This window comes from Pantoea sp. X-Soil-ISGK-355 (assembly GCF_059730805.1).
In genome coordinates this window covers 1,581,042-1,598,905 of the sequence record NZ_AP035971.1, presented here as the reverse complement: position 1 = coordinate 1,598,905, position 17,864 = coordinate 1,581,042, and the positions used below count along the sequence as shown (strand labels likewise).

Annotated in this window: 19 protein-coding genes and 2 pseudogenes; 13 read left to right on the top strand and 8 right to left on the bottom strand. The window is 51.5% G+C overall.

The genetic code is table 11. The annotated features are described in order from the left end of the window. Window positions 1-262: 262 nt before the first annotated feature. Entirely contained in the window at window positions 263-1,324 is a 1,062-nt protein-coding gene (locus AC6I8J_RS07345) for a glycosyltransferase family 9 protein (RefSeq protein WP_497825202.1), read from the top strand. Continuing rightward, window positions 1,324-1,653 carry a DUF1493 family protein gene (locus AC6I8J_RS07340; protein ID WP_161736982.1) on the top strand — a complete coding sequence of 110 codons (330 nt, stop codon included), beginning with the start codon at window positions 1,324-1,326 and terminating at the stop codon, window positions 1,651-1,653. The genes AC6I8J_RS07345 and AC6I8J_RS07340 overlap by 1 nt, the downstream gene beginning before the upstream one ends. Here the strand turns inward: AC6I8J_RS07340 and AC6I8J_RS07335 are convergent. The 6 genes and pseudogenes from AC6I8J_RS07335 to AC6I8J_RS07310 form a co-directional block, all read right to left on the bottom strand. Next, entirely contained in the window at window positions 1,647-2,657 is a 1,011-nt protein-coding gene (locus tag AC6I8J_RS07335; RefSeq protein WP_285085875.1) for a glycosyltransferase family 9 protein, read from the bottom strand. The two genes, AC6I8J_RS07340 and AC6I8J_RS07335, sit on opposite strands and share 7 nt — an antisense overlap. A 299-nt stretch (window positions 2,658-2,956) precedes the next feature. Then, on the bottom strand, window positions 2,957-3,154 hold the full coding sequence (locus AC6I8J_RS07330; RefSeq protein ID WP_033732300.1) for a hypothetical protein: 198 nt from the start codon (window positions 3,152-3,154) through the stop codon (window positions 2,957-2,959). 163 nt (window positions 3,155-3,317) lie between these two features. Further along, window positions 3,318-3,515 (bottom strand): hypothetical protein, encoded by a 198-nt coding sequence (locus AC6I8J_RS07325; protein WP_161736980.1) that lies wholly within the window; start codon window positions 3,513-3,515, stop codon window positions 3,318-3,320. 343 nt (window positions 3,516-3,858) lie between these two features. Continuing rightward, window positions 3,859-4,026 (bottom strand): annotated as a pseudogene (locus AC6I8J_RS07320) (NADP-dependent isocitrate dehydrogenase); the annotation flags it as partial. Between the two features lie 216 nt (window positions 4,027-4,242). Continuing rightward, a complete protein-coding gene (locus AC6I8J_RS07315; protein ID WP_253421619.1) occupies window positions 4,243-4,440 on the bottom strand; it encodes a hypothetical protein in 198 nt (65 codons plus the stop codon). A 69-nt stretch (window positions 4,441-4,509) separates the two neighbouring features. After that, window positions 4,510-4,734, bottom strand: a complete 225-nt coding sequence (locus AC6I8J_RS07310) for a hypothetical protein (protein ID WP_161736978.1) — start codon at window positions 4,732-4,734, stop codon at window positions 4,510-4,512. Between the two features lie 229 nt (window positions 4,735-4,963). Between AC6I8J_RS07310 and AC6I8J_RS07305 the strand changes: the two genes are divergently transcribed. The 3 genes and pseudogenes from AC6I8J_RS07305 to AC6I8J_RS07295 all read left to right on the top strand — a co-directional run bounded on the left by AC6I8J_RS07305 (window position 4,964) and on the right by AC6I8J_RS07295 (window position 7,141). Next, window positions 4,964-5,653, top strand: coding sequence for a hypothetical protein (locus AC6I8J_RS07305; RefSeq protein WP_497825201.1), 690 nt, complete (start codon window positions 4,964-4,966; stop codon window positions 5,651-5,653). A gap of 414 nt (window positions 5,654-6,067) precedes the next feature. Next, a pseudogene (locus AC6I8J_RS07300) lies at window positions 6,068-6,546 on the top strand (Hcp family type VI secretion system effector). Window positions 6,547-6,979: 433 nt separating this feature from the next. Further along, complete coding sequence (locus AC6I8J_RS07295; RefSeq protein ID WP_202605064.1) at window positions 6,980-7,141, top strand: site-specific integrase; 162 nt, start codon at window positions 6,980-6,982, stop codon at window positions 7,139-7,141. 136 nt (window positions 7,142-7,277) lie between these two features. Here AC6I8J_RS07295 and icd read toward each other — a convergent pair whose 3' ends face one another. Further along, the gene (gene icd, locus AC6I8J_RS07290; RefSeq protein ID WP_013357495.1) at window positions 7,278-8,528 is read right to left on the bottom strand and encodes an NADP-dependent isocitrate dehydrogenase; all 1,251 of its coding nucleotides are present in this window, start codon (window positions 8,526-8,528) and stop codon (window positions 7,278-7,280) included. A 104-nt stretch (window positions 8,529-8,632) separates the two neighbouring features. Between icd and rluE the strand changes: the two genes are divergently transcribed. From rluE to AC6I8J_RS07250, 8 genes are all read left to right on the top strand, one after another. Beyond that, window positions 8,633-9,295 (top strand): 23S rRNA pseudouridine(2457) synthase RluE, encoded by a 663-nt coding sequence (gene rluE, locus AC6I8J_RS07285; protein WP_222924176.1) that lies wholly within the window; start codon window positions 8,633-8,635, stop codon window positions 9,293-9,295. A gap of 44 nt (window positions 9,296-9,339) precedes the next feature. Further along, a complete protein-coding gene (locus tag AC6I8J_RS07280; RefSeq protein WP_161736356.1) occupies window positions 9,340-9,813 on the top strand; it encodes an NUDIX domain-containing protein in 474 nt (157 codons plus the stop codon). 42 nt (window positions 9,814-9,855) lie between these two features. Beyond that, the gene (mnmA, locus tag AC6I8J_RS07275) at window positions 9,856-10,968 is read left to right on the top strand and encodes a tRNA 2-thiouridine(34) synthase MnmA (protein ID WP_150038179.1); all 1,113 of its coding nucleotides are present in this window, start codon (window positions 9,856-9,858) and stop codon (window positions 10,966-10,968) included. A 42-nt stretch (window positions 10,969-11,010) separates the two neighbouring features. Continuing rightward, complete coding sequence (hflD, locus tag AC6I8J_RS07270) at window positions 11,011-11,652, top strand: high frequency lysogenization protein HflD (RefSeq protein WP_033732295.1); 642 nt, start codon at window positions 11,011-11,013, stop codon at window positions 11,650-11,652. A gap of 44 nt (window positions 11,653-11,696) precedes the next feature. Continuing rightward, window positions 11,697-13,067 (top strand): adenylosuccinate lyase, encoded by a 1,371-nt coding sequence (gene purB, locus AC6I8J_RS07265; protein WP_161736355.1) that lies wholly within the window; start codon window positions 11,697-11,699, stop codon window positions 13,065-13,067. Window positions 13,068-13,171: 104 nt separating this feature from the next. Further along, the gene (gene phoP / locus AC6I8J_RS07260; RefSeq protein WP_003849836.1) at window positions 13,172-13,840 is read left to right on the top strand and encodes a two-component system response regulator PhoP; all 669 of its coding nucleotides are present in this window, start codon (window positions 13,172-13,174) and stop codon (window positions 13,838-13,840) included. A 2-nt stretch (window positions 13,841-13,842) separates the two neighbouring features. After that, a complete protein-coding gene (gene phoQ, locus AC6I8J_RS07255; protein WP_161736354.1) occupies window positions 13,843-15,303 on the top strand; it encodes a two-component system sensor histidine kinase PhoQ in 1,461 nt (486 codons plus the stop codon). 57 nt (window positions 15,304-15,360) lie between these two features. Next, window positions 15,361-16,485, top strand: coding sequence for a ribosomal protein uL16 3-hydroxylase (locus AC6I8J_RS07250; RefSeq protein ID WP_161736353.1), 1,125 nt, complete (start codon window positions 15,361-15,363; stop codon window positions 16,483-16,485). A 73-nt stretch (window positions 16,486-16,558) separates the two neighbouring features. Here the strand turns inward: AC6I8J_RS07250 and pepT are convergent, their stop codons facing one another. Beyond that, window positions 16,559-17,788: a peptidase T gene (gene pepT, locus AC6I8J_RS07245; protein WP_161736352.1), complete on the bottom strand. Its 1,230-nt coding sequence runs from the start codon at window positions 17,786-17,788 to the stop codon at window positions 16,559-16,561. Window positions 17,789-17,864: the final 76 nt, after the last annotated feature.

Sequence of the window (17,864 nt, the reverse complement as noted above, 5' to 3'; positions counted from 1 at the left end):
AATTAAGTGCGGAATTAAAAATATGGAATATCATTATTATAAGAATTGTCCCAATTCTTTTCGCTAATTTCCTACCTCTTTTACACAATTTTGTATATATACCCTGAATAAACATCACTAAAAATGTGGAAACAGTTTAAACAAATATTCTACGGAGAATAAAAAATATTTCTCCCTACTGAACTTTAGACGTAAGAATATTCTCTAATAATGCACAACACCTTTTGTTTAATATTATTGATGCATTAAAGAGAATTCAGCCGTGAAGAAAAGAAAGATTTATCTGATAGACCGACTTTTAACGCTTTATTCTCGATTTTCAGGCAGAACAAAACTGCAGGCCCTGCAGGCCCTGACACCCGGCACAGTCGTGATTTACTCCACCACGGCACTGGGCGATTTTCTGATGAATACACCGGCTATCTGGAGCCTGAAAAATCGCTTTCCCACCAGCAAATTTATTCTGGTTTCCAGCAAGAAAAATAAGGATCTGGTCAGTCGTTATAACTGGTTCGATAAGATCTATATCTGGGATAACAAAGTGGCGAATTTCCTGCCGCTATTTTTCAAACTGCGTCGCCAGAAACCTGATCTGTCAGTGATATTACACGCCCATTTCCCTTACGATATTATGAGTTCGGTGCTGACCGGCAGTAAGGCAATTTTGCGCGATCATTACGGCAGCGAATCCCCTGTACTGAATAAATATCTTGATCACTATTCAGGTTATTTCGACGACCACACCATCAAGCGTAAGCTGAAACTGATTGAAGCGCTGGGTGCAGAGACAGAGCAGACCCGGATGCATCTTCCCGAGGTAACGAGCAGCTCGGCTGCAACGGCCAGCCATCGCCGTATCGGTTTTCAGTTAGGCGCATCAAAAGATATTCGCCGCTGGCCGCTGGCTTCATTCAGCCAGCTGGCGACCGCGTTGCTCGAACGCTGGCCTGACGCTGAAATCATTGTCACCGGTACGGCTGCTGAGCAGCCTCTTGAGAAACAATTTATCGAAAGCCTGCCGCTGCACTGCCGTAAGCGTGTGACGCCAATGGCGGGCAAAACGAATCTCAGCGGCCTGATTACGCTGATCCGCACGCTGAACGTGCTGGTCACCGGCGATACCGGCCCACTGCACATCGCCGTGGCGGCACAGACGCCAACGGTCAGCCTGTTCTCTACCGCCAATCCACGCTATACCGGCCCCTGCCAGGACAGCGATCGCCATATTGTTATTCATCGCCCGGATAAAACGGCGACACAGCATCCGATGGCGTCGATCAAGGCTGAAGAAGTCGAGCAGGCCGTGGCGAAACTGGTGGGGTAATGAACGAGCTTTCTCACGCCATTATGGCGCTGATTGAATACCACAATCAGCCAACCGCCCTGGGCGGGTTCCGGAAAGTGGATCGGGCGGGTTTTCATCTGCAGCAGCTGCCACTGAATGAAGTGGAGTTTGCGATTCTGATGAATGATTTTTTTGCCACGTTCAACGTCTGCTCTGAGCATTATGATGATGCCCGCTATTTTCCGGCGGCGCACCTGCGGCGAATGACACCAATGAAGTGGTTTAAATCTGGCGGATATTGTCCCGTAACGGTCGCGATGTTATGTGAAGCGGCCAGCCGTGGACGCTGGCCTGAAGCAGATTACTGAATAATCATATGGACGAAGGCATCATAGACCTCGCGGCTGCTCAACGCGTTGACCTCACGTGACGCCGGTTGCAGCACCTGATAGTTGACCTTCCACGGATGCCAGCACGCCGGATCGCTGTCACCAAACAGCGCCACCACCGGCAGGCCCAGTGCGGCACCGATGTGCATTGCTCCGCCATCACTGCTCACCAGCCCCTGACATAACGACATAGCCGCAATCAGCTGTGGCAGGCTGGTAGTTGCTACCGCCTTTATCGGCAGGTGCGGACAGAGCGCCATGATTTCACGCGCTTTTTCATCATCCCCCGGATGACGCGGATTATCGCGGCTGCCAGGTGACCAGAGCAGCATGATCTGGCAGGGATGATGCGCCGCGATCTTCTCCGCCAGCCCGGCAAACCGCGTGGCTTCCCACTGCTGACTTGGCTTACGGGCGCTGATCTGGAGTGCATAGATCGGAAGAGCAGAATCAATCGCACAGGTGTCTCGCAGGCCGGCCGCAATAGCCGCATCCGGCCGCAGGGTAAGTTTACCTGGCGCAGTGGCGCTGAGACGCAAATCCCTCCCCAGGCTAAACAGGGTTTCGCTGATATGACAGGGTGACTGGCTGGGCGGCGGCAGTAAATCGCTGATCAGCGGATGCGGCTGCTTCCCCAGCGCGATCACTCTGGCGGGACGTACGATTTTAACCCACTTCAGGCCATGCTGATCCCAGCGGCTTTTGGCCAGAATCACTATGTCGTAACGTTGCTTTTTCAGATTCAGCATCAGCTTCAGTCGCTGTAACACACAGGCCAGTCGTCCCTGCCCTGCCTCACGGTGATGCAACTTGGTGTAATAGAAGAGCTGCCGGATATCGGGATTATGCTGTAACACGGGCGCAGCGTAGTTGTTGGTCAGTACATCGACCTCATACTGGCCCGACTGCGCCAGCGCACTGATGAGCGGCGTGGTCAGCAAGGTATCGCCAATATTATCCCGACAAATAATTAAAACCCGCATGTCTGACATCCTCTGCGCACAGGCTACGCCGTTCTGGCTGAATAAAAGTGAGACTCGCACAATTAACGTCTCTGAAGCGCTAACGTAACGGCATAAGTCAGCAAATTAGTCAGCGCAGATTGAGGTTGGTTCCATGGTCGCCGTATTGTGGAAAGCCGATGGGTGCTTTTCAGGCAAGTGAAATGCCTCACGCATCCGCCGGATGATTGATTTAACAACACCCATGCTAAGGCGTCAGCGTAAAGAAGGAGGAAAGGCCGCGAATGGCGGCCTGACGTGGTGGTTACATTACCGTTATATTAGCTGGCGCTATTTTTCAGCAGGCTGATGGCCAGCCTCATAACGGGTTCAGGTTCAATGCCGGTAAACATGCGGTGAATTTTTTCAGTAATGGCCTCGCGGGTTACCGGCTTATCTTCAGCCACAATTTCCATCACAGCCTGACCAAACAGCAGTCGACATGCCGCAATGGCATCACTTACAGCCTCATCATCCATAATATTCTCCCTGTGTATCGGCAGAAGAGTACACTCCTGCGGCAGCAGGATCATGCTGAACTGTTTATTTTGCGGCACAGATTACAAAAATGAATCCTGTGAAACGCGCGGAGAGCCTGGCGCGTAACCGTTAATGCCGGGCACTGACCTGAAGCAGGGGTTATTAACAAAGAGTGTCGTTCAACAGATCAAGAGCAACATTATAAATCATTGCAGGCTGCGCATCAGGTAACATTACCTTTATCTTTGCTTCCAGTGCGCGGTTAGTTACTGGCTGATTATCTGCTAATAATTCCAGCACAGCCTGCCCAAACATCAGGCGACAGATATAAATCGCGTCTTTTGTATAATTAGCGTCCATAAATCCTCCTTATGAGTGAGCTATTACAGTAACGATATTCAGTCACAAACAGATGCCAGTTTTGCGTTCACGGTTTCTTTTGTAGTGGCATCAGATAATGCATTTTGCAGAAATATTAAAATATTCAGTCGCAGGTAAGAATTTTTCAGGATGTTGATAATGAAAAGTAATTCAGTCATACGTTGAAGGGGACGCTAATCGCCCGTTATTTTACTGAGTCAGCAGAGCATCAATGCTGACCACGTCATGGCTGAAGAGGCGGAGGAGAAGAGAATGGAAAAGTGTGAAAAGCGGATACAAAAAGCCCACATCGCGTTTAGCGCGATGTGGGCTTAAGCAGACGTTACATATTTTCGATGATCGCGTCACCAAACTCTGAACATTTCAGCAGTTTAGCGCCATCCATCAGGCGTTCGAAATCGTAAGTCACGGTCTTGTTAACGATAGCGCCTTCAACACCTTTAACAATCAGGTCAGCCGCTTCGAACCACTCCAGGTGACGCAGCATTACCCTAATATCAGGAGGTTAATCTATTGATTTAGTGCGATAAAAACTTAACTGGGGTAGTTCAAACTGTTTTTTATGTGAGGGATTAAGCTATATAGATCGGTGAATTGATTAGGGTTTTGCAGAAAAATTCACTGATAATCTAGCCCGCCACTGAGCGGGTTATTTGTGGTCAGCCCGGCAGTTGACGCTGCCGGGATTTTTAACCAGCCTCACATTTTAGTGAATGTTATGCTTGAGCAACATAATAGCCACATCGTAAACCAGTTCGGGCTTGCAGTCGGGAAGCATTTTCTTCACTTTATCTTCCAGGGCAACCTTGGTTACCAGTTGATCATCGCTGAGCAATTCCAGCACCGCTTGACCAAACATCAACCGACAGATGTGGATTGCATCTGTTGTATATTTATCTTCCATAACACCTCCTCCCGTAAGCGATGCCACAATACGAAGAAGCAGATTCGACCTCATCTGACAGTGCGTTTTTTAAGCAAAGAAGCCACAAAGCAATAAAGTTGAATAACAATTAAAGTTATTGAATTTACAGGCCGGTGGATGAGTTTTCCATTCTTGCTGCAGGACTGACAGTGCAATACTGGCAGCCAGATTATCGCGCCGCTCTGATAGCGCCACAACCACGCTGGCGATTGTCTCCAGCGTCACCGTTTCATCTCTGGCCACCAGCTGCCAGACAGCCTCGCCCATAGTCATGTCAGGCTATGCTGCCTTATAAATAGCTTCTCCAAATCCATTTTTCATATTCCGACTCCTGTTCAAAGAAAACCATTTAAACGTTGTGTTAAACTTATCACAAAATTGTAGCATCTCTTCCAAATTATATTGATCAAACGCACCACTGAAACGATTAACGTATTTACATATAAAGATTTTTTTAATAATTTGAAAACACTAATCATGGATTGATCATAGGAAATGGCTAGTGCAATACAGCAACCAGGTAATAGGATTTTTACAAGGAAATGACATTTTAGCTAAAAATCTCGACAACGCTCTTTTAGGCGTCAAAGAAGCAGTCTCAAACCAGATTGATACTATAGGTGCAGGTGCCAGACGCGCGCTCTATTACACTTCCTGCTTTACCGATGCCTATAACGATGTTTGCCAGCAACAAAAGACTGAGGATACTCGATTCGTAAAAGGTATTTACCATATTTTGCGACATGAAGACATTGTTTATGAAATGCTCACAATCTACTTTAATGAGGTATTTCGCCATAAAACATCTGAACAGTTAGAATACATCAAACGTTTGTTGATGGGGGTGAATATTCATATCGCCGCTAGCTCCCTGAATAATCACGGATTTGTGTTGGCGACGGCAGCCGCCGTTTCTCTCGGATTGCATTTTAATCTAGACATGGCCGCACTTACAGGGCGATTTACAGGTGGTATTATATTGCTATCAGGTCTTTACGGCGTCGTACAAAACGCTGCTGACAGTGCTCATCGATTAAGTATTCAGTCCCCTACTTATCACAATGCTCTTTATACACAAGAACTTGAAATGATGTATTTCTTAATAGAGCCATTATTTAAACGCGCTGGTGCTTTCCAGCAACCCCTATCGGATAAAAATATAGCAAACATTATCACCAGGATGATAGGATAATGCTTTTGAATATTATTAAACGATTACTGAGGCGAGTTTTCACATCTCTAGTAGGGTTATACGCTCCACAGGCATTAATAATAACCTATGCAATGATTCAGATAAATTATTTTCCTGCCGCCCCGCTTTGGCTTGTGCCGGTTTTCGCCATAGCAGTTATATATATATTTAGTCGATATGTGAAATGGTAATTATAATTAAAATTTTTTAAGCCAAATTTCCAGATCTTTAATCTCGGATTACGGACCGACAGCATTAACCATATTGTTCGCTCTGATTCAGGGTATGTTTTTCCCGGATAGTCCTATATAGCTAATCCCTCTATTCTTTGTATTTTTGATGGTTAGTTTATCAATATATGAAGTCTTAAAGCTCAAACGAAAGCAATAACATAAGATTTTATAAGGAAATAACATGTCTACACCAGCTCATTTATGGCTTGAAGATGAAAACGGATCACCAATTGTTGGTAGTTGCCAGATGCCATTAAGGTTAGGCTCAATTGAATTAAAATCATTCTCACACGGCGTAACTATCCCTGTAGATCCCAGCTGGGGAAAATTAACAGGTACGCGTGTACACAGCCCCATTACAATAGTTAAAGAGTTTGATCAAACAACGCCACTCCTATACCGCGCTGTCTGCGAAGGCCGGACCATGAAGAAAGCGATAATCCGAATGTATCGTATTCTGGAATCTGGCATCGAAGCAGAATATTTCAATATCATTCTGGAAAACGTAAAATTTACAACGGTTGCGCCGTATCTGGCCCCTAACGGTATGAGTAGTACTCATCTCGAAACGCTCGAATTACGTTATGAGGCGATACATGGAAGTATACGGAGGGTAATGTAATTTACCGCGACACATGGAATCAACGAGCCACATATTGAACGAAAAAAGCCCGGCAATAGCCGGGCTGGTGTTGGCAGATAAAATTAAGAAAACTCTATAAAATCTCATTATTAAAAATATTATTATCCACCTTATCACACACCCAAATAATATTAACTTCACGTTGTTTTCCTATTCATATATCAGGCTCTCTCTAACCATGTTGAAAATATACTCATCTTTAATTTGGCTCCGACTTGTTTAACCGATCAATTCTCCAGAATTGATCGGTTAAACAAGTCGACTGACATAAGGCCCTGTAAAAAAGGTTTATTAGCTAATTTATAGCAACTATTTTTTTGGTTAACCCTCAACCTCAGTATCAGAGCTTTCGTACTTGTGATTCACCATCATCACACAACATCACAGGCAGAACGTTGCGAAGCGCTAACTATCAGCTCCATCACTACCGGCTTAATCAAAGCACGTAAAATGACAAGCCTGACAGAGAATGACACCCCACCAACATTCTACGAGCAGCGCTCACTGGCTGAGCGGTTATATCGTGAACAGGGCATGGACATACAGCACTACCTGGTCATAAAAAACCAGACGCAGACCGATAAATACGACGATGACAGGGGCAAAGATTGACTGGTGGTGGCGGTATAAAACAGTACGATTTAGGTTCAGTTTAGCCGAAGGGTTTTGCTGGCGTTTTGCAGGAAAAAGTCAAAAAAAGCCAACACGATTTTTACATTCGTGTTGGCTGTATGTTATGTAATGCAGATTACATATTTTCGATAATAGCGTCACCAAACTCTGAACATTTCAGCAGCTTAGCGCCATCCATCAGGCGTTCGAAATCGTAAGTCACAGTCTTGTTAGCGATAGCACCTTCAACACCTTTAACAATCAGGTCAGCCGCTTCGAACCACTCCAGATGACGCAGCATCATTTCTGCAGACAGGATCACTGAACCTGGGTTCACTTTATCCTGACCGGCATACTTAGGTGCTGTACCGTGGGTTGCTTCAAACAGCGCGCACTCGTCACCGATGTTAGCGCCTGGTGCGATACCGATACCGCCAACCTGCGCCGCCAGGGCGTCAGAGATGTAATCACCGTTCAGGTTCATACAGGCGATAACGTCATATTCTGCCGGACGCAGCAGGATTTGTTGCAGGAACGCATCAGCAATCACATCTTTCACGATGATCTCTTTGCCGGTGTTCGGGTTTTTGAACTTCATCCACGGGCCGCCGTCGATCAGTTCGCCGCCGAACTCGTCTTTCACTAACTGGTATCCCCAGTCTTTGAAAGAGCCTTCGGTGAACTTCATGATGTTGCCTTTGTGAACCAGGGTCAGTGAATCACGATCGTTGGTGATGGTGTATTCCACTGCCGCGCGGACCAGACGTTTGGTACCCGCTTCTGAACACGGCTTAACGCCGATACCGCACTGCTCAGGGAAGCGAATTTTCTTCACGCCCATCTCTTCGCGCAGGAACTTGATCACTTTGTCCGCTTCGGCAGAGCCCGCTTTCCACTCAATACCCGCATAGATATCTTCGGAGTTTTCACGGAAGATCACCATGTCGGTCTCTTCAGGGCGTTTAACCGGGCTTGGCGTGCCTTTGTAGTAACGTACCGGACGCAGGCAGACGTAGAGGTCAAGCTCCTGACGCAGTGCTACGTTCAGTGAACGAATACCGCCGCCGACCGGGGTGGTCAGTGGGCCTTTAATGGCCACGCGATATTCTTTGATTAAGTCGAGCGTTTCCTGTGGCAGCCAGACATCCTGACCGTAGAGTTCAACTGACTTCTCACCCGTGTAAATCTCCATCCAGGAGATTTTACGCTCGCCGTTGTAGGCCTTCTTCACCGCCGCGTCGACGACTTTCAGCATCACCGGGGAAACATCAACACCGATACCGTCACCCTCAATGTAAGGAATGACCGGATTGTTTGGCACTGTAAGCTTGCCCTGATTCAGGGTGATTTTCTGACCTTCCGCCGGAACTACTACTTTGCTTTCCATTAACCTCTCCTGGGCGTTTGTTAATGATTTGTAAGATGCGCGTCAATACTACTTGAATATTTCCGTCACGCCAATCACCGCAATTTCACGTTATAATGCGCCGAATGTTTCTGACTGCAAAGCCCATGCGAAAAACAACTCAACGAATTCACCAGGATAAACGATTCAGCCGCCCGACGCGTGATGTGCGACGTGCGCCTGCCCGCCCTGCTGCTCCACGACGTGTCATTCTGTTTAACAAACCGTTCGACGTTTTGCCGCAATTCACCGATGAAGCGGGCCGCCGCACCCTGAAAGATTTTGTCAGCGTCGCAGACGTTTATGCCGCAGGTCGCCTTGACCGTGATAGCGAAGGCCTGATGGTACTGACCAACGACGGTGCCCTGCAGGCCGCGCTGACGCAGCCCGGCAAACGCACGGGTAAGGTCTATTATGTGCAGGTGGAAGGCGAGCCACAGGAGGCGGATCTTCAGCCTCTCCGGGGAGGGGTTAATCTGAAAGATGGCATGACGTTGCCCGCTGGTGTGGAAAAAGTGGCTGAGCCGGCGTGGCTCTGGCCGCGTCAGCCGCCAATCCGCGAGCGCAAAAATATCCCGACGCAGTGGCTGAAAGTCACCCTGTATGAAGGCCGTAATCGTCAGGTGCGCCGGATGACAGCCCATATCGGCTTTCCCACCTTACGGTTAATTCGGTACGCCATGGGAAACTATTCGCTCGACGATCTGGCGCCGGGTACGTGGCGTGAAATCAGCGAGAGCCCTGCCTGAAAATCTATTTTTTATAACCTCAGGTTAACAATTACGGAGAAGTAATGTTTAAACCTCATGTTACTGTCGCCTGTCTGGTTCAGGCAGAGGGTGAACTGCTGGTAGTGGAAGAGACGATCAACGGTCGTCCTACCTGGAACCAGCCTGCCGGACATCTCGAAGCGGATGAAACCCTGCTGGAAGCCGCCGAACGTGAACTCTATGAAGAGACGGGTATTGCGGCATCGATGCACTATTTCATCGGGATAAACCAGTGGATCGCGCCCGACAGTACGCCTTTTGTGCGTTTTCTGTTTGGCGTCGATCTGGCGGAAAAAGCGCCAACTCAGCCGCAGGACAGCGACATCGATTGCTGCTGGTGGCTGCCGCCAGCGCAGATTCTCACTGCGTCTAACCTGCGTTCGCCACTGGTCGCTGAAAGCGTACGCCTGTGGCAACAGGGCGCGCGCTACCCGTTACATCTGGTCAGCCCGTTCCAGTGGCCGTTTCACGAGGGTGCGCGTCTGCCTTCTGCATGATAGAATGCGCCGCCTGTTTTTTTATCGTAATGCGAGCGTGTCATGTCTGACAACAGCCAGAAAAAAGTGATCGTCGGTATGTCCGGCGGCGTCGATTCTTCCGTTTCCGCCTGGTTACTGCAGCAGCAGGGCTACCAGGTTGAAGGCCTGTTCATGAAGAACTGGGAGGAGGACGATGGCGAGGAGTATTGTACCGCCGCGGACGATCTGGCGGATGCGCAAGCGGTGTGCGACAAGCTCGGTATGAAGCTGCATAAAGTTAACTTTGCCGCAGAGTATTGGGATAACGTCTTTGAGCATTTCCTCGAAGAGTACAAAGCGGGCCGCACGCCTAACCCCGATATCCTCTGCAACAAAGAGATCAAATTCAAAGCGTTCCTGGAGTTCGCGGCGGAAGACCTGGGCGCAGATTTTATCGCCACAGGTCACTACGTGCGCCGCAAGGACGTCGATGGTCAGAGCCAGCTGTTACGCGGACTGGACGGTAACAAAGACCAGAGCTACTTCCTCTATACTCTGAGCCACGAGCAGATTGCCCAAAGTCTGTTTCCGGTCGGCGAGCTGGAAAAACCGGAAGTGCGCCGCATCGCGGAACAGCTGGACCTGATCACTGCGAAGAAAAAAGACTCGACCGGCATCTGCTTTATCGGCGAGCGCAAATTCCGCGACTTCCTGGCGCGCTATCTCCCGGCTCAGCCTGGCGAAATAGAAACTACGGAAGGTCAGATCGTCGGTGAACATCAGGGGCTGATGTACCATACGCTTGGACAGCGTAAAGGTCTCGGTATCGGTGGCCTGAAAGAGAGCAAAGATGATCCCTGGTATGTGGTCGACAAAGATGTGGCGCGTAACCGTCTGATTGTTGCCCAGGGCGGCGATCATCCGCGTCTGATGTCCGTTGGCCTGATTGCGCAGCAGTTGCACTGGGTTGATCGTCAGCCAATCACCGCTCCGCTGCGCTGCACCGTGAAAACCCGCTATCGTCAGACCGACATTCCCTGTGAGATTATTCCACAGGGCGACGACCGGATTGCGGTGCGTTTCGACGAGCCGGTTGCTGCAGTCACGCCAGGTCAGTCTGCGGTGTTTTATCTTGGCGACGTCTGCCTCGGTGGCGGTATTATCGAACAGCGTCTGCCGTTAGTGGCGGAGTAAGCGGGCTCAGCCCGCGTTGATGACGCGTAAACAGGAGTAACCGTGGCGAAAAATTATCAGGAAATCACGCTGGCGCTGGCGGGCATCTGTCAGTCCGCCCATCTCGTGCAGCAGCTGGCTCAGCAGGGTCACTGCCAGCCCGAGGCGCTGACCGTGTCGCTGCGCAGCGTGCTGGATCTTAATCCTGGCTCCACGCTGGCGGTGTTCGGCAATAATGAAGCCAACCTGCGCCTCGGACTTGAAACCCTGATGGCGGTGCTGAACAGCAGCAGTCGCCAGGGTGCCGGCGCAGAACTGACACGTTACACGCTCAGCATGATGGTGCTGGAGCGCAAGCTCAGCGCCAGTAAATCCGCCATGGCGACGCTGGCACAGCGCATCACGCAGCTGGATCGCCAGCTGGCACATTATGAACTGGAGTCAGACACCATCCTCAGCGCGATGGCTGGCATCTATGTGGATGTGATCAGCCCGCTTGGCCCGCGTATTCAGGTTACCGGTTCGCCTGCGGTGCTGCAGAATACGCAGGTGCAGAGCAAAGTGCGCGCCACCCTGTTAGCCGGTATCCGCGCTGCCGTGTTGTGGCAGCAGGTCGGCGGTGGCCGACTGCAACTGATGTTCTCGCGTCAGCGTTTGCTGCGTGAAGCGAAAACCCTCTTATCCCGGCTGCCACTGACTTACTAAGTCGGTGCGGCAAAACACTGCTAAATGATTCAGGAGTTGCACTGATGGAATTATCCTCTCTGACCGCCGTCTCACCTGTCGATGGTCGTTACGGCGATAAAGTCAGCCCGCTGCGTGCGATTTTCAGCGAGTTCGGTCTGCTGAAATTCCGCGTTGAGGTTGAAGTTCGCTGGTTACAAAAACTGGCCGCGACCGCAGAGATCAAGGAAGTTCCTGCATTTGATGCCGACGCAAACGCTTTCCTTGATGCAATTGTCGCCGGTTTTTCAGAAGACGATGCCGCCCGCATCAAAACAATTGAGCGCACCACCAACCACGATGTAAAAGCGGTTGAGTATTTCCTGAAAGAGAAAGTGGCTGATATCCCTGCCCTGCATGCCGTCTCTGAATTTATTCACTTTGCCTGCACCTCTGAAGATATCAATAACCTGTCGCATGCCCTGATGCTGGAAACGGCCCGCCGTGACGTGATTTTGCCTTACTGGGACCAGCTGATTACCGCCGTGAAAGGTCTTGCCAGCGAATACCGTGACATTCCGCTGCTCTCCCGCACCCACGGCCAGCCGGCGACGCCGTCGACCATGGGTAAAGAGATGGCCAACGTCGCCTATCGTCTGGAGCGTCAGTTACGTCAGCTGAAGCAGATTGAAGTGTTGGGTAAAATCAATGGCGCGGTCGGTAACTACAATGCTCACATTGCTGCCTATCCCGAAGTGGACTGGCACGCGCTGAGCGAGAACTTCGTGACCTCACTGGGGATCACCTGGAACCCGTACACCACGCAGATTGAGCCGCACGACTATATCGCTGAGATGTTCGACTGTATCGCCCGCTTTAACACCATCCTGATCGATTTCGATCGTGATATCTGGGGTTATGTGGCGCTGAACCATTTCAAACAGAAAACTATTGCGGGTGAAATTGGCTCCTCAACCATGCCGCACAAGGTGAACCCGATCGACTTCGAAAACTCCGAAGGCAATCTGGGTCTGGCGAATGCTGTCATGCAGCATCTGGCCAGCAAGTTGCCGGTCTCACGCTGGCAGCGTGACCTGACCGACTCCACCGTGCTGCGTAACCTCGGGGTGGGCGTGGGCTATGCGCTGATCGCCTATCAGGCGACGCTGAAAGGCATCTCTAAGCTGGAAGTGAACCGTGACCGCCTGCTGGACGAGCTGGATCACAACTGGGAAGTGCTGGCAGAGCCGATCCAGACGGTGATGCGTCGTTACGGCATTGAGAAGCCCTATGAGAAGCTGAAAGAGCTGACGCGCGGCAAACGCGTGGACGCTGCCGGTATGCAGGCCTTTATCGACAGCCTGGCGCTGCCGGAAGAGGAAAAAGTGCGTCTGAAGCAGATGACGCCTGCAAACTATATTGGTCGCGCTATCCAGATGGTTGACGATCTGAAATAATGCCCGCCGCAGACCGGCTCAGTCCGGTCTGCGTTAACATCTTGTTTAATACATTTCGCGTATACTTTCTGCAGGTTGACTCAAACAGAGTGTAAGGAATTTCTATGCGTGTTCTGGTTGTTGAAGACAATGCCCTGCTGCGCCATCATCTCGCCGTCCAGTTACGTGACATGGGCCATCAGGTCGATGCCGCCGAAGACGCCAAAGAAGCTGACTATTTTCTTCGCGAACATCTGCCCGATATCGCGCTGGTGGATCTCGGCCTGCCGGATGAAGATGGCATGTCGCTGATTCGTCGCTGGCGCAGTGATGCCGTGCGTCAGCCAATTCTGGTCCTGACTGCCCGTGAGGGCTGGCAGGCGAAAGTCGAAGCGCTGGAAGCCGGTGCGGATGACTACGTGACCAAGCCATTTCACATTGAAGAAGTCGCGGCACGCCTGCAGGCGCTGATGCGCCGCAACAGCGGTCATGCGTCGCAAATCATCGATATGGCCCCGTTTCAGGTGGATCTCTCACGCCGTGAGCTGACGGTGAATGAAGAGCCAGTAAAACTCACCGCCTTTGAGTACACCATTGTCGAGACGCTAATCCGTAACGCCGGCAAAGTGGTGAGCAAAGACTCACTGATGCTGCAGCTCTATCCTGACGCTGAACTGCGCGAAAGCCACACCATCGACGTCCTGATGGGTCGTCTGCGCAAAAAAATTCTGGCGTTGCACCCCACTGATGTCATTGCCACCGTGCGTGGCCAGGGTTACCGCTTTGATCTCTGACCATGTCCTGGTTTAATCGTTACCGCCCTATTTCGCTGCGCGCCCGCTTTCTGCTGGCCTCCGCAGCGATAGTTCTGTTCCTCTCACTCTCTTACGGCATGGTCGCGGTGATTGGCTATGTGGTGAGTTTCGATAAAAATACCTACCGGGTGATGCGCGGCGAGAGCAATCTGTTCTTTACGCTGGCGCAATGGCATGACAACAAGCTCACCATCGCGCAGCCGGAACGAATGACGCTGAATTTTCCTACCCTGGTCTTCATCTACGATGAGCATGGCAAGCTGCTGTGGCAGCAACGCGACGTGCCGGATATTCGCAAAAAGATCCGCCGCGAATGGCTGCTGAAGCCTGATTTCTACGAGATCGATACCAGCAACCGCACCAGCATGGTCGCGATGGGCAATAATCTCAATGCTAAGCAACGGCTTAATGACTGGGACACTGACAGCAACGATACCTTTACCCATTCGGTTGCGGTTAACCGTTACGATGCCACGACGAATCTGCCCGCGCTCACCATTGTGGTGGTCGACTCTATTCCGCAGGAATTGCAGCACTCTGATGTGGTCTGGTCGTGGTTCAGCTATGTGCTGGCGGCTAACCTGATTCTGATTATTCCGCTGCTGTGGCTGGCGGCGCACTGGAGTCTGCGGCCAATCGGTACGCTGACACAGCAGGTGCGCGAACTGGAAACCAGTCAGCGCGAAAATCTGGCGGATAATCCACCGCAGGAGTTGCGCAGTCTGGTGCGCAACCTCAATCTGCTGCTGACCAATGAGCGGCAGCGCTATACGCGTTATCGCACCACCCTTTCTGATCTGACCCATAGCCTGAAAACGCCGCTGGCCGTGTTGCAGAGCACCCTGCGATCGCTGCGCAACGGCAAAGAGCTGACGGTAGAACAGGCGGAGCCGGTCATGCTGGAGCAGATTAGTCGTATTTCACAGCAGGTGGGATATTACCTGCACCGCGCCAGTATGCAGGCCGATCACAATCCGCTGCAGCGCGATATCCATTCCGTTTCCGGTCTGCTCGACAAGCTCTGTTCAGCCCTGAATAAAGTCTATCAGCGCAAAGGCGTGGCAATTACACTGGATATCTCTCCGGAGCTGTCCTTCATTGGCGATCAGAATGACTTTATGGAAGTGCTGGGCAACGTACTGGATAATGCCTGCAAGTACTGTCTGGAGTTTATCGAAGTCAGCGCTTTTCAAAGCGAAAATGCACTGCATCTCTATATTGACGACGATGGCCCGGGCATTCCCGAGAGCAAGCGCGATTTAGTGTTTGTCCGGGGTCAGCGTGCCGATACGCTGCGGCCAGGCCAGGGCTTAGGTCTGGCAGTGGTACGCGATATACTGGAACAGTATGATGGAAATGTCATCGCCACTAGCAGTGCGCTTGGCGGAACACGTATGGAAGTAGTTTTTCAGCGCCAGGAAGTCGAACATCACCGCGAGTAGAAAACCCTCAGGACTGTTATACTTGCTGGCATTTACAGCCCTAAGCGGAACCCTTGTATGGACTATCAGCTCGATATTAACTGGCCCGATTTTATTCAGCGCTACTGGCAGAAACGCCCGGTCGTGCTGAAGCGTGGTTTTAAAAACTTTGTCGATCCCCTTTCACCGGATGAACTCGCCGGACTGGCAATGGAAAACGAGGTGGACAGCCGCCTGGTCAGCCATCAGGACGGCAAATGGCAGGTCAGCCACGGCCCGTTTGAGAGCTATGATCATCTGGGAGAGAACAACTGGTCACTGCTGGTCCAGGCGGTCAATCACTGGCATGAACCCTCAGCCGCGCTGATGCGCCCTTTCCGCTTTCTGCCTGACTGGCGTGTTGATGACCTGATGGTATCGTTTGCCGTGCCTGGCGGAGGCGTCGGCCCCCATTTTGATCAGTATGATGTCTTTATTATTCAGGGTACTGGCCGCCGTCGCTGGCGCGTCGGTGAAAAAGTGGCGCTGAAGCAGCACTGCCCGCACCCGGACCTGCTGCAGGTTGAACCGTTCGATGCCATCATCGATGAAGAGCTGGAGCCGGGCGATATTCTCTACATTCCGCCGGGATTCCCGCACGAAGGCTACTCGCTGGAAAACGCACTGAACTACTCTGTGGGTTTCCGCGCCCCCAGCGGTCGCGAGTTAATCAGCGGCTTTGCGGACTATGCCCTGGCCAATGAGCTGGGCAGCCTGCGCTTCAGCGATCCGGATGTGCCTGCACGTGATTGCCCGTCGCAGATCCTGCCGCAGGAGATTGAAGGCGTGCGCCAGCTGATGCTGGATGTAGTTAATCAGCCAGCGCAGTTTGAGCAGTGGTTCGGCGAATTCATTTCGCAGTCACGCCACGAACTCGACGTCGCGCCGCCGGAACCGCCTTATCAGCCTGATGAAATTTATGATGCGCTGCAACAGGGCGATGCGCTGAGCCGGTTGGGTGGCCTGCGTGTCCTGACGATTGGTGAGGCTGTTTATATCAATGGTGAGCGGGTTGAGTGTTCGCGCCCGGATGTGATGGCAGTTCTGGCGAATCACTATCGCATCACACTGGAGGATCTGGGTGATGCGCTGGATGATCCGGCCGTACTGGCGCAGATCGCCGGTCTGGTGAATGCCGGTTACTGGTACTTCGGCGAGGAATAACCCGCAGCGCGTAACAGTGCGCTGCGGCTGAATCAGGCTCTCCTGCCGTCATGGCAGGAGAGCCTTTTTTAATTTAATCCTTCTTCTGCGCGGCCAGTTCTGACAGACGCACAATCACTTCCACTGACTTCGCCATGATATTCAGCGACGCAAACTCATGCTTGCCGTGATAGTTATAGCCTCCGGTAAAGATGTTCGGGCAAGGTAATCCTTTCCACGACAGCGATGACCCATCGGTGCCGCCGCGAATCGGTTTCACCACGGGTTCAATGCCGCAGTCACGCATCGCCTGCAAAGCCAGATCAATGATATGCGGGAACGGCTCGACCTTTTCACGCATGTTGCGATAGCTATTGGTGATCTCAACAGTGACCGAGCAGTCAGGGTGCAGGGTTTTGTTGATCTCCGCAGCGATCTGCAGCAGCGTCTGTTTACGCTGTTCAAAACTCTCTGTTTCAAAGTCACGAATGATGTAGAGCATCTCGGCGTGCTCGACGCTGCCTTTGATCTGATGCAGATGGTAGAAGCCCTCATAGCCGTCGGTGTACTGCGGTTTTTCGCCGGCCGGTACGGCCGCATGAAACTGGTTAGCCAGCTCCAGTGCATTGACCATCACGCCTTTCGCGGAGCCTGGATGTACGTTGTTACCGACGATTTTGACCGTAGCCGAGGCGGCATTGAAGTTCTCATACTCAAACTCACCCAGATCGCTGCCATCAATGGTGTAGGCCCAGTCGGCGGCGAACGCCTCCACATCAAAATGTGAGGTGCCGCGACCGATCTCTTCATCAGGGGTAAAGGCGACGCGGATCGCGCCGTGGGGCGTATCGCTGTTAGCCAGCTGCGCCATCGCCGTCATGATCTCGGCGATACCCGCTTTATCATCCGCGCCCAGCAGGGTTTTGCCATCGGTGGTAATCAGCGTATGCCCAATCAGCTTGTGCAGCACAGGGAACATGACCGGTGACAGGACCTCGTTGCCATTACCCAGCGCAATGTCGCCACCGCGATAATCTTCGATGATCTGCGGGTTCACATGTTTCGCTGTGAAATCAGGCGAGGTATCCATGTGGGAGATGAAACCGATAACTGGCGTCGGCCAGTCAACATTGGCGGGCAGCGTGCCCATGACGCAACAGTGATCGCTCAGGGTGACATCAACAAAACCCAGGGCCAGCAGCTCCTCCTGCAGCTGACGCGCCAGCGTCCACTGCCCTTCACTGCTGGGCACCTGGCGCGCCTGCGGCTTAGCCTGTGTCTCAACTGCCACATAACTTAAAAAGCGCTCAAGTAACTGTTCCATATCCCATCCTTTAAAAGTGCCGTCCGGTATTATTCACAGACCCGCCGGTCACAACGTTGCGTAAAATCATTCGCAG

Bases quoted from the DNA above. Each gene is read 5' to 3' on its own strand.
- icd (WP_013357495.1), bottom strand. From the start codon at position 8,528: ATGGAAAGCAAAGTAGTAGTTCCGGCGGAAGGTCAGAAAATCACCCTG.
- AC6I8J_RS07335 (WP_285085875.1), bottom strand. From the start codon at position 2,657: ATGCGGGTTTTAATTATTTGTCGGGATAATATTGGCGATACCTTGCTG.
- AC6I8J_RS07330 (WP_033732300.1), bottom strand. From the start codon at position 3,154: ATGGATGATGAGGCTGTAAGTGATGCCATTGCGGCATGTCGACTGCTG.
- AC6I8J_RS07325 (WP_161736980.1), bottom strand. From the start codon at position 3,515: ATGGACGCTAATTATACAAAAGACGCGATTTATATCTGTCGCCTGATG.
- purB (WP_161736355.1), top strand. From the start codon at position 11,697: ATGGAATTATCCTCTCTGACCGCCGTCTCACCTGTCGATGGTCGTTAC.
- AC6I8J_RS07250 (WP_161736353.1), top strand. From the start codon at position 15,361: ATGGACTATCAGCTCGATATTAACTGGCCCGATTTTATTCAGCGCTAC.
- rluE (WP_222924176.1), top strand. From the start codon at position 8,633: ATGTTTCTGACTGCAAAGCCCATGCGAAAAACAACTCAACGAATTCAC.
- AC6I8J_RS07315 (WP_253421619.1), bottom strand. From the start codon at position 4,440: ATGGAAGATAAATATACAACAGATGCAATCCACATCTGTCGGTTGATG.
- pepT (WP_161736352.1), bottom strand. From the start codon at position 17,788: ATGGAACAGTTACTTGAGCGCTTTTTAAGTTATGTGGCAGTTGAGACA.
- AC6I8J_RS07340 (WP_161736982.1), top strand. From the start codon at position 1,324: ATGAACGAGCTTTCTCACGCCATTATGGCGCTGATTGAATACCACAAT.
- AC6I8J_RS07310 (WP_161736978.1), bottom strand. From the start codon at position 4,734: ATGACTATGGGCGAGGCTGTCTGGCAGCTGGTGGCCAGAGATGAAACG.
- mnmA (WP_150038179.1), top strand. From the start codon at position 9,856: ATGTCTGACAACAGCCAGAAAAAAGTGATCGTCGGTATGTCCGGCGGC.
- AC6I8J_RS07295 (WP_202605064.1), top strand. From the start codon at position 6,980: ATGACAAGCCTGACAGAGAATGACACCCCACCAACATTCTACGAGCAG.
- AC6I8J_RS07280 (WP_161736356.1), top strand. From the start codon at position 9,340: ATGTTTAAACCTCATGTTACTGTCGCCTGTCTGGTTCAGGCAGAGGGT.
- phoQ (WP_161736354.1), top strand. From the start codon at position 13,843: ATGTCCTGGTTTAATCGTTACCGCCCTATTTCGCTGCGCGCCCGCTTT.
- phoP (WP_003849836.1), top strand. From the start codon at position 13,172: ATGCGTGTTCTGGTTGTTGAAGACAATGCCCTGCTGCGCCATCATCTC.